The organism is Nostoc sp. NMS4 (assembly GCF_017115095.1).
Lineage (GTDB): Bacteria > Cyanobacteriota > Cyanobacteriia > Cyanobacteriales > Nostocaceae > Nostoc.
In genome coordinates this window covers 1-9,459 of the sequence record NZ_JABXKI010000346.1, presented here as the reverse complement: position 1 = coordinate 9,459, position 9,459 = coordinate 1, and the positions used below count along the sequence as shown (strand labels likewise).

Annotated in this window: 6 protein-coding genes and 1 pseudogene; all 7 read right to left on the bottom strand. The window is 35.4% G+C overall.

From position 1 onward, the window contains the following. Positions 1 to 6: 6 nt before the first annotated feature. Positions 7 to 4,197, bottom strand: a complete 4,191-nt coding sequence (locus HWQ37_RS30690) for a DUF4433 domain-containing protein (protein WP_292754328.1) — start codon at positions 4,195 to 4,197, stop codon at positions 7 to 9. Next, on the bottom strand, positions 4,190 to 6,760 hold the full coding sequence (locus HWQ37_RS30685; protein ID WP_292754325.1) for a sacsin N-terminal ATP-binding-like domain-containing protein: 2,571 nt from the start codon (positions 6,758 to 6,760) through the stop codon (positions 4,190 to 4,192). Before HWQ37_RS30685 ends, HWQ37_RS30690 begins: the two co-directional genes overlap by 8 nt. A 103-nt stretch (positions 6,761 to 6,863) precedes the next feature. Continuing rightward, positions 6,864 to 7,013 carry an EVE domain-containing protein gene (locus tag HWQ37_RS30680; RefSeq protein ID WP_292754322.1) on the bottom strand — a complete coding sequence of 50 codons (150 nt, stop codon included), beginning with the start codon at positions 7,011 to 7,013 and terminating at the stop codon, positions 6,864 to 6,866. A gap of 66 nt (positions 7,014 to 7,079) precedes the next feature. Continuing rightward, on the bottom strand, positions 7,080 to 7,283 hold the full coding sequence (locus HWQ37_RS30675; protein ID WP_292754320.1) for a hypothetical protein: 204 nt from the start codon (positions 7,281 to 7,283) through the stop codon (positions 7,080 to 7,082). Between the two features lie 293 nt (positions 7,284 to 7,576). After that, on the bottom strand, positions 7,577 to 7,825 hold the full coding sequence (locus HWQ37_RS30670; RefSeq protein WP_029631411.1) for a helix-turn-helix domain-containing protein: 249 nt from the start codon (positions 7,823 to 7,825) through the stop codon (positions 7,577 to 7,579). 277 nt (positions 7,826 to 8,102) lie between these two features. Continuing rightward, complete coding sequence (locus HWQ37_RS30665) at positions 8,103 to 8,954, bottom strand: hypothetical protein (protein ID WP_292754315.1); 852 nt, start codon at positions 8,952 to 8,954, stop codon at positions 8,103 to 8,105. A 14-nt stretch (positions 8,955 to 8,968) separates the two neighbouring features. Beyond that, positions 8,969 to 9,459, bottom strand: a pseudogene (locus HWQ37_RS30660) (hypothetical protein); the annotation flags it as partial.

The window sequence follows — 9,459 nt, the reverse complement described above, 5'->3', positions numbered from 1 at the left end:
AGTTTATTAAACTGGCACTTTAGTATTAATTTTCCATAAAAGTAACGCAAGAACCAGATTATTTTGATACTGTTGCTGAAAACCTGGCCAATTTGCGACTTGTAAAAAAGTGTTTTGCTCTGAGATTTTACCTGTTAATTTATAGTTCACATTATCAAGTGAGACGAGTTGACGGTAGCGACCATACAAACCACTGGGTAAAGACTGACAGCGAGTGATGAGATAACCCATAGCGCGATCGCCCGCCAACATATTACTGATAATATCAATTCCTTCACTGGGGTCTTTTTGCTGCCAACGAACTGCCAACTCCTTCCATAAGAAGTTCCAAAACTCATATTCATCAATATTCGTAAAACCAAAAGTTTTTGCCAAAGCCTGCCAGTTACCCTCACTAGCACAAAAAAGGCTATAAAGAACTTCTCCTAAATTCTCTCCTATAAGTTGCGCTAACTCACGGTTACGAACCGAAGACTTCACTAAACTTTCTCGACCTGTAGTAATGTCAAAGTTAGCATTTAATATAAAACCTAGAAATAGCTCTTCCCTTGTGGGCGCTGTCACCCAAAAAGTTGGTATCTTTTCTGGTAAAGCATTATAAAGGCAACCATTCTTCTCAAAAAGACCTAAAACTAAACTGGCTTTTGTTTCTTCGCCAGTTTTTAGGCATAGTAGTATAGAATCTTGAATATTACTTGCAGTTTGATATTTACCTGTTTCCACTCTCGAAAGATTCAGAACAGTAGAAGGATTCCAATATAAAGTAATTTCTTGACGATAGTGATCAACAAATGTGCAGGTTTTGATGGCTTTAGAAAAAACTAACAGAATATTAGCTACAGATTGGAAATCTTGAAGTACATTTTGCCAAGATACATTCTCTTCAAGATTCAATTCTATAATTGTTGCATCAGATAAACTAATGTAGCGTTTATAATCACCTCGAAGTTCACTAGCTTTTAGTGGATTTAATCGTGATGGTATCAGCCCACCTTCAACGGTAAAACCTAAATTTTTGCTTAGTACATAAGGTCTTCTGGAAGCAAGATAGATACTCTTAAATCCTAAGCCAAATTTCCCTGTCACTCCTTCTCCTTTATCAGAGATGTTGAAAGTTAACATTTTGTCTAAGTCACGATCAAACCCCTTATCTCTATATTGTTTTTCTGGGTGATCAGGATGTTGAAAACAGCCAATTGGTCTACCTGCATGAATGAATTGAATTTTATTATCATCAAATTTGATAATAAATTGCTTCCTGCTATCATGAAGTTTTTGTTGGGATGACATAAACTGCCATTCAACTACTGCATCATCAGCATTTTGAAATAACTCAAATGGAATACTTTGACATCTGTAGCCGTGTAAATTTATCTTGGCTCGCACAGCTTCTAATAATTGATCTCTTATCTCTTCACTTTCTGAAGATTCATCTTCTAGTAAATGAGATAATTCAGAAATCAGATTTTCAATTTTTTTATCGATATTATCTACGGAGCGATTTTGCTGCTTTAATTCTACTCTCTGATGACAGCAGTTATCCCAACTTGTTAAAAGGCTTTTAATCAGAGTAATACGTTCATGTGCGCCTAACATTCTCATTACATAACGCGCACCTTCTAGTAAAAAGTTTTTTGCTACTTGGATATCTAGTTGATCAGAGTCTAATAAATCTTCCCAAATCTGATTTAGTGATGAGCGAATTACTTCATAAATTTCTTTAAGTAATACTTTTGTTGAGTTCTTTAAAAAATTTACTAATTCTGATGGACTAAAGTATTGAGGTTGAATAGGTAATAACTCAAGTTCTGTAACATCAGGTGTAAGTTTGTTAACAAAAAGATGAGGAGGCTTTTTAGTGTTTGCAAGACTTGCTTTAAAAGTAAAACCCATGATAGATTGTACTTCTCTAGTGCAATCGTTTGCCTGACCTACATACATACGAAAGGTGCGATGTGCTATGGGTTTATTCTCCAATAATCTTTGGCGCAAGATGCCTAAATCTCGCTTACCTAGATAGAGATGAGCAAGGTTTTTAACCTTTCCTTCACTGCCATATAACAAAGTTAAAAATGCACCAATTGGTTCTGTAGGACAATATAGTTCCCAAGCCCGAAAGTAATTTTGCAGAACATCAGAGTTTGTTTCATCTGCTGCTGTTACAGAAGTTTGTAAAGCATTTGAGGAATTATTTTTCTGCATATCTTTTAAATAAGGGTGCAGAATTGCTGTTTGCTCCTTATTGAGAAGATAAGCACCATCAATATTTTCTCTATTCCCCCAAGTTAAGCTATCAGGTGTTTGCCACTGATTGTGATGGTTAAGTAAACGAATTTGACCTATAATTTGTGAAAAGCTATTATATTTGACTGCTAATTTTAGGTAACAATTAAAAACCTTAATCGTAATTGCTTCAGGTTCATTATTTAAGTCAACAAGATTTTGAAGAATTTTAATTAATTTTTCTTCATCTATTTTACCTAATAAATTAGGAAGTAGATATTTTTTAAATTTTTCTAAGCTAATTCTTTGAACTAAGTTCCAAGCTGGCAAAAAACTAACATCTATAGTGTTAAATATTTGCACAACTTCATCTAACGGGAATTCATCTATTTCAAATTGTCCCAGTTGGTACTCATCTGCTTGTTTCAAAAGTGTCCCAATTTCTGACAATACTTGCTCTTGATTTAAAAATAATTCTTTAGATAACCATTGCCAACAATTCTCATGACTACGGATTTGTTGATTTAATTGTGAAGATGCTATGTAAGAGCTAGAAATTTTCAATAGTAACTCTTCAATTTCTATTTGTATATCTGGATAATGTAGAATATTTTCTGGATAAACAGCATTTCCATCTATATCTACAAGCCACGGTTCTATTTTAAGCTGTTCATTATTCTCTTTAAAGAGCCTTTGATTTGCATTACTAAATAAACTACTTAAAGCATCCAGAATAATATCAAAATATAAGTAAGGTTGAGACTGACTCAGAATAAACTCAATTACATGATTTTCATTCCACCGAGAAAACAGCTTTTTGACTATTTTCAAGCTATCGTGATTTTGGACATCTGGCGATAGAAGTGATAGTTCTGCATATTCACCTTCACTTATCTCAACCAATGTAAATAAATGTTTACTAATTTCTTTGGATACAATCTCAATTACCTGTTGAGGAGCAATTAGTTTATCAGTAGAAACTAGCCATCTTTCTGTTGTAAGCAATCTTTCTAATGCTGGGATTTTAGAAATATCTATATCTTGCAATGCGTCTAAAATTACTGGAGAAAAATCACGCCAGTAATCTAATGTTTTTTTCGGATGAGCAAAAAATTTTTCCAGGATAGTTTCTGTCTTCCAAAAGGTAAATAATTTTTTGATATAACTATATGCTGGATGATTTTTTATCCTGGCATTTAAAGAGATTTCACTATATTTGGTATTATCTAAAGTACAGATCATCTGTTGATGTCGTACTAAATTTATTGGTAATTTGATTACATCTCGTGGTTGTATTGGTTTACTATCTACATCCACTAACCACTGAAGATTTTTTAGTTCACTTTCCCATTTATCTTTTTCTAATGTAGACAATTGTTGCAGAGCATTCAAAATCAAATCACAGTATTTTTCAGGATTAGCAAAATTTACAATTGTTGCTATTGCTTCATCAGGAGTCCAAAATGGAATCCACTCTTGGTCTATTTCCTGTTTGTTTTGGCGAATCAATACAATATATTTTTTCAGGCGTTCATCAAGGGTAAAATCTGGATTTTCTAAATACATTTTGCCAGATTCAATACAAACTAGCTCCCCATTGACTGTTTCATGGAGTTGTAGAGATTTCCATAACTCTTGATTATTAGGTCTTTGCCTAATATAGCGCAATAGCTCATATCTCTCAGATGGTTCTAGCAAATTCCCATCTACACAGTCTGCTCCTAACTCACGAATTAAATCTACAACTTCTTCAGTTTGTAATAATTTAATTCCTAGTATTTGGCGTTTAGCCGAGGGAATATACTCAACAATGAGCGGATCGATTAACCGCCAATCTTCACCTCGTATTTGTAAAACTTGTTGTCCAACTTTTTGCCATACTGTACTTTCTTGCGAAGTGATATATAAAGGAGTTGTAATATCTTCGTATTTTTCTTTATTTTCATGCAACAAGTAACGCAATTGCTTAGACATGATTAATTAACTCCTTCAATAAATTAGTTCGTTGCCTGGAATTGCCTAAATCTGGTTTTGTGGCTAAAAGCTGTAAGCAAGTTTGAGGTTCCAATTTAGGGATAGCTCTTAAAGTGCTAGTTTTTTCTAAAATCATTGAAATTTTTGGTTCTATGAAAATCAGTTTGCATTCTGGTAATGCTGCTTTTACAGCAGTAGCAATAGGTGTCTCATAGTCTCTTTTATCACCTCGAAATAGCAAATATTTTTGTTTGTATTGTTGTAAACTTAAGTAGGAGCAAATATAGGTTTTATTCTGCTGATGATTATACCCAAAAAATAAGGCAAGATTCGACACAAGGTTTAAAACAGTTTCTAGTGAATTAATCTGCTCAAGAATTTGCTCAAGAATTTTTTTAGCTACCTGCTGGGTAGTTGCTGTTATCAATAATTGGCTAAGAGAAGTCAGAATAAATTTTACTTGTTCATTACTCAAAGAACCAGTACTAACAGGGGAATTTGGCTCAAATAATTCATAAATTAATAGTGGTTGTTCAATATCTAGCTGATATAATGCGTTTAAAACAAGTTGTATAGCTTGCCCATTGTAAGTAACTTGTTTAAGTTTCAACCTTTTTTCAGGATGAATTAATGCAACTATTTTTTTAATAGCTTCATTGTATTGCTCTTGTTGGAGGTTTTCGATACCAATGGTTATAAATGCTTCTCGAACTATATTTATTAGGCTGGTTTGAATTTCCGATTGTCCAATAAGTTGTCTATTTTGGATGAGGAAATTCACAAAGTAGTTGACATTTTTAGGTTGAGCAAAAAGCAAATTTAAATCTAACGATGTCAGTAGATTAATAATTTCTTGCTTTTGCCAATCTACAGATGTTTCATTTGACAGAAGATTAGGTTGTTCCTTGTCAATTAAATAATACCTTTCTACTAAATTGCTTAATTCAGGGAAGATTTCCCAGTTGGGGGGAACACCAGGCAGTGATCGCACATTTGCATTAACCGGAATTAGTTCCCAAGCACTACGAGATGGTTTAATCCTAAATACCCACTGAGCCTCTCTACAAATACTCTGTTTGTATACTTTACTTTTGAAAAACTGCGATCGAAAAATTGCTTCAGAAAGGTTAGATATATCTGGAGTAGATAAACTATGAATTTTCACAAATTTCTCAAGGGAAGGAAGAAAAACTTTTAAAGTTCCTTTAGTCGCCAGCAAATAATTCCACTGAGCTATCATTTCATCTTCATTCGTGGGAGTCTTTTGCACAAACCCATCAGTGCGGATTTTTTGCAATCCTTCAATATATTTTCTACCAGAATCAAGAAAGAAATAACCATGTAAAAAAATTGTATAATCTTGCTCACCTTTGCAATCAATTACTTCATAAGCTTCTTGTTCGGCTCCCTCTTGACTATAACTAGTTTCATCACTGGCTAAAGGTAGAAAAACCGACCATTGCAGCATTAATCTAGCTTTATGTCTATTGTTTAGCGATTGCTTGGTAAAAACTACAGCACAATGAGGGATTGATTTATCAGGTATACTTTCTGATTCCGCCGATTCATTAATTGATACTCTTTTTGTCCAATAAGGTGACTGTTGTAAATCATCCCAAAAAGTATTTGATACGCTTTCTGAATCTTGACCTAGTAGTAATGAAAAGTCACTCGCTGGTAAAATTCGTTCTTTACCTGCAAACCGGATTCCTGTTGCATCTGCACTAATGATAATTCTCCCTTGCAAATCGTGTTCATCTTGTTGTATTATTTTACTTTCTGAATTTGGATAAATACAGCGATCGCAGGGATTATGGCTATCTAAAGTAACAGAAAATTGCGCCTGAAGAGAACCGCTATTATTTTCTAGCCAATATCTAACTTTCCTAATATGACGTAACAAGGGTAATAATTGCCCAATCCTCATTTTCATGTCTTCAGGTAGATTAGATTCCACTGATTTTGCATCATTATAATAGTTAGCCAAAATACAACGTTCGTCTGGCATTCTTTGGCGCAGTGGTATCCATAATAAAAAGTAATTAGATGTAGGTTTTACTAAGTTTTGCTGAATTAAATAATTTTCTAAAAACTGGCGATCTTCAAGAGAAAGTTCTCCCCACTCTGGGCGTTTAGAATCAAATCCATCATAATTAGCCCAAGGATTAATAAATTGACCACAACCTTCTTGAATATCCTGAGAACGAGCAATATAAAAGAAGGCTTCACAAAAATGAAAAATACTCTTTTGTCCAAGTCCAAATTTACCGATTTTACCTTTATCTTTGGCATTAGCATCAATGCCAAAGCAAGATATAGATTCTTTATCAGATTTAGAAAATGTACCATTATTGAGGAAAAATAGTCCAGGTATCTTTAAAAGGGGATGCTCAACTGCATCTCCCAGTTCTTTGACTATTCCAAATTCTAAAGTTGTAGCTCGTCCATCATTGGCATTTTGAATTATTTCTTTAATGATAGGAAACCCTTGCTTATACCTCTCCCGCAATAGACTTTTGATATTATTGACAATTGTTCCGGGTGGAATTTGATAACCTGCCATAGTTAATACTCTATTTTGTAATTGAAAATGGTCAAAAATGTTGAAATTGGGTTTTTATATTACTTAGGGATTTGATAATCTCTGCTATGGCATATACTCCAGCCTAATCCCTAGATTTCCAAATCAGCACTCCATCACCAGCGACCATATCCTTTGCATAGCGTGTTACAAACCAAGGCATCTGCTCAAAGTCGCGGATGGCGTCTATGATGCGGTAATATTTGAGGTTGCTTTGAAATAGCCAGTATGTCATGGTAGATTTCCTCTCTGCGAGACACTACGTGAACGCTTGATTAGGTGAGGCGAGCGCAGTATTTATTCATTCCTCTAACAATTCTCCCTCTGCTTCATGAACTGACTCGCAAAATTCAAAAACTATCTCATCAAAATCATTTGCAAAGTTTGGTAATTCCGAAAGTGGAAATGTACCACCATTGAAAGAAGCATAAAAACCGCGCCATTTAGTATTTAGTTTCTGCATAGCATCAAGTATTTTCTTTGGGCAGGTTTCTTTAGGATTCATGTTTTTATTACTTACCATGTAAAAAAGTGTAGGTTGGGGGACTAATTGAAATTTTCCGTCTAATTGCACATAAAACAAGCAAAGTTTATACAGGATAAAGCTTTGACGCAATAATTACGTAAGGTGCGATCCCATCCTGTCAAACTCAACTGGCTGTAGTTTCTCTGGTGGGGGAAAATCTGACTGTTGACATTTAAGCCAATTGAAAATAGTGCATTTATCTTCATTAATCCTGAATTTGCGGCTTCTGCGATGGGCAAAACCCACCGCCCATACCAAAACTGAGCAAACAGCTAATTCGGTAAATACTTAGCCAATAAATCCTGACCCTGACTGCCCATCTCATCAAGCTTCAGCTCAATAAGCTTCATCGCCATCGGTGACGGTTTAGAGCGTCCATTTTCCCAACGATTAATCGTGGTATAAGTAACGCCTACAGTGGCTGCAAATTGTTCTTGCGTAAGCCCGAAGGCAAGCCGCAAATCATGAATGATCTGCCCCACCTCTGGCTGGTTGATAGCCAAGGGTTTTTTGATAGTCATTTAACTTCTAAACTTGATCCACTAGTTTAAGTAGCCGATGCTATATTATTTGCTACATATTAACCATACGAAACCTGAGCATTCATCAGTAAATACGCGATATTTGTGTTTTTTATAGTAAAATTTCTTGCTTTAGTTAAGGGGATTTTTTAAGTGATGTTGAACTTGAATTTAACCTAACGGTTTATTGATGATGGCTCCGTTTCATTGGTGAAACAGGCATTCACTGTCAAGTAAAATAACCTTTTCGTTGATTAGCTCGATTAAAATGAGTATTTTATCGTTTAAAAAATAACAACATTCCATGTGGATTATCTAAAAATACATCTTTATTACTATTGTGATTTTGCGATTCATCCCCTTGCAAATCTTGACTTGAAAGTGAGTACATATCAGTTGCAACAAGCTGATATCCTTGAGTATTGAAATAACCAACTAATTTATCAGGCATGACATGAGACGCGCCGTAACTTGGTAACAAATTATGTTCAATTTTATCCTGGTCTAAAATATTTAATTGCACAACACCTGTACGACAAAATATATCAAAATCAATCGACTCGATTAAGCCACTTGTAGTAATTTCTATTGAATTTAATTCCATCGCTAGTTGCTCTATACTCGCAAAATTCCGCGACCACGGGTTGCCCATTAAAAATAGCCTTATCGATATTGCTTCTGGCTGCACCTTCACGATATCAAGTAATGTTGTTGTAACCGTATGTGGTTGTAAGTAATCTAATACTCCATGAACCGAAACTAGCCGCAGGCTATTTGGAGCGTAAAGTTTTGTCAATTCTAGTTCTGCTAGATTGCGATCGCAAAAATAATTTAACTGTAGGTTTGGGTATTGGCTGCGTAAAGCTAAAAACTTTTCTGGCGGATTAGTAGCAATGTCGTAACAGTCGATTGTCGGAAGTTGGTAGCGCGTTAAGTCAACTCCTTCAAAACCAAAAAAAACTTCACGTTCGGCAAAACCTGCACCCAAGATAGCTGCACTATCACCCTTACCTGAAAGAATCGCTTCCCAAGTCAGGGGATAAACATTGGGAGTAAGCTCCAAAAGCCTAGCTCGACTAATTTCTAAGATATTGCCACTGCCCTTGTTTTCTAGGAATCTTACTGCCATAAAACCTCGTTATATTATGAAACAACCTTGGGACGACTGATTAGGGTGATATCTTTACCTTCGCCCAAACGGTACACTTCTGTGCGATCGCCAACATCAATTTCAAAAAACCGATAGCTTGTAGTAAACCGTGCCCACGGTGCCAAAGGATTAATTTTTGGGAGATTGGTTGTTGCTTGGTAAGTAATTTCAAACTCCGCTCCCCCATCTTGCTTGAACATCTGCAAAAAACATTCGTAGTCTCTAGCGTGCCAAAAATCAGTCGTTCGGCGACGCACCACATCTTGTGAGTCAGAACTCATCGCCCGCGCTGCTGATGCGGACACGATCAATTGCAAATTGTCAGACATTCGCGTTAAGGCAAGTTTCTTGTCTGGGTTTGAGAAGATTTCATCAACAATTGGTCTAAGCTCAGGGTGCAAACAAGTTTCGGCAATGTAAAACCCTGAATAAGCTAATCGGCATTTAAGCTGCATAATATAAATGTAGAGTCGATTGAAAATAA

Coding starts and splice junctions, on each gene's coding strand:
- HWQ37_RS30685 (WP_292754325.1), bottom strand. CDS start 6,760: ATGGCAGGTTATCAAATTCCACCCGGAACAATTGTCAATAATATCAAA.
- HWQ37_RS30680 (WP_292754322.1), bottom strand. CDS start 7,013: ATGACATACTGGCTATTTCAAAGCAACCTCAAATATTACCGCATCATA.
- HWQ37_RS30690 (WP_292754328.1), bottom strand. CDS start 4,197: ATGTCTAAGCAATTGCGTTACTTGTTGCATGAAAATAAAGAAAAATAC.
- HWQ37_RS30670 (WP_029631411.1), bottom strand. CDS start 7,825: ATGACTATCAAAAAACCCTTGGCTATCAACCAGCCAGAGGTGGGGCAG.
- HWQ37_RS30675 (WP_292754320.1), bottom strand. CDS start 7,283: ATGAATCCTAAAGAAACCTGCCCAAAGAAAATACTTGATGCTATGCAG.
- HWQ37_RS30665 (WP_292754315.1), bottom strand. CDS start 8,954: ATGGCAGTAAGATTCCTAGAAAACAAGGGCAGTGGCAATATCTTAGAA.